General features: G+C 64.9%; 2 protein-coding genes. Both read right to left on the bottom strand.

Features of this window, described 5'->3' with window-relative positions; all coding sequences use genetic code 11:
- Window positions 1-190, bottom strand: a 190-nt coding sequence (locus tag AC1DVP_RS21295) for a hypothetical protein (protein ID WP_477185474.1), incomplete at its 3' end; no start/stop codon positions are given.
- On the bottom strand, window positions 187-837 hold a 651-nt coding region (locus tag AC1DVP_RS21290; RefSeq protein WP_477185473.1), incomplete at its 5' end, for an ATP-binding cassette domain-containing protein. The genes AC1DVP_RS21290 and AC1DVP_RS21295, both read right to left, overlap by 4 nt.

Below are 837 nucleotides of genomic sequence, written 5' to 3'. Positions count from 1 at the left end.
TCATCATGCCGATCGCGCGGATGAGGATGTACGAGTACTGGAGGACGATGTTCGTCACGTTGCCCGGGGAGAGCAGGACGCCGTCGGTGAGGATGGTGAACAGCCCCACGATGGCGACGAACGCGACGACGATCCCACTCTGACGCAGGTTCCTCGTGAAGAGGTCCCTCAGGCCTGCCATGGCGGTCATCGAACCTGGTCCCTTTCCTTGGTCATGAGCTCCATCAGGTTCTCCTGAGTCGCCTGCTCCCGCGGCAGCACACCGGTGATCCGGCCGGCCGAGAGCGTGTAGATCCGGTTGCAGATGCCGAGCAGCTCGGGCAGCTCCGAGGAGATGACGAGCACGGCCTTGCCGGCGTCGGCGAGGGCGTTGATCAGCGTGTAGATCTCGTACTTGGCGCCGACGTCGATACCGCGCGTCGGCTCGTCGAGGATGAGCACCTGCGGGTCCGTGAAGAGCCACTTGCTCAGCACGACCTTCTGCTGGTTGCCGCCCGAGAGCTTGCCCGCCAGCGCCAGCACCGTCGGCGCCTTGATGTTCATGCTCTGGCGGTACTCCTCGGCGACCTTGATCTCCTCGTTCGCGTTGACGAACCCGGAGCGGGACACCTTGCCGAGGTTGGCGGCGGAGATGTTGGACCGGATGTCCTCGATGAGGTTCAGGCCGTACTTCTTGCGGTCCTCGGTGGCGTACGCGATGCCGTGCGAGATGGCCTCGCTCACGGTGGACGCCTTGATCTCCTCGCCGTGGAGGAAGAGCTTGCCGGAGATGTTGCTGCCGTAGGACCGGCCGAAGACCGACATCGCGAGCTCGGTGCGGCCCGCGCCCATGAGCCC

The sequence above is a fragment of the Flavobacterium sp. P3_A6 genome (assembly GCF_056403035.1).
This window is presented reverse-complemented; position numbering and strand designations above follow the sequence as displayed.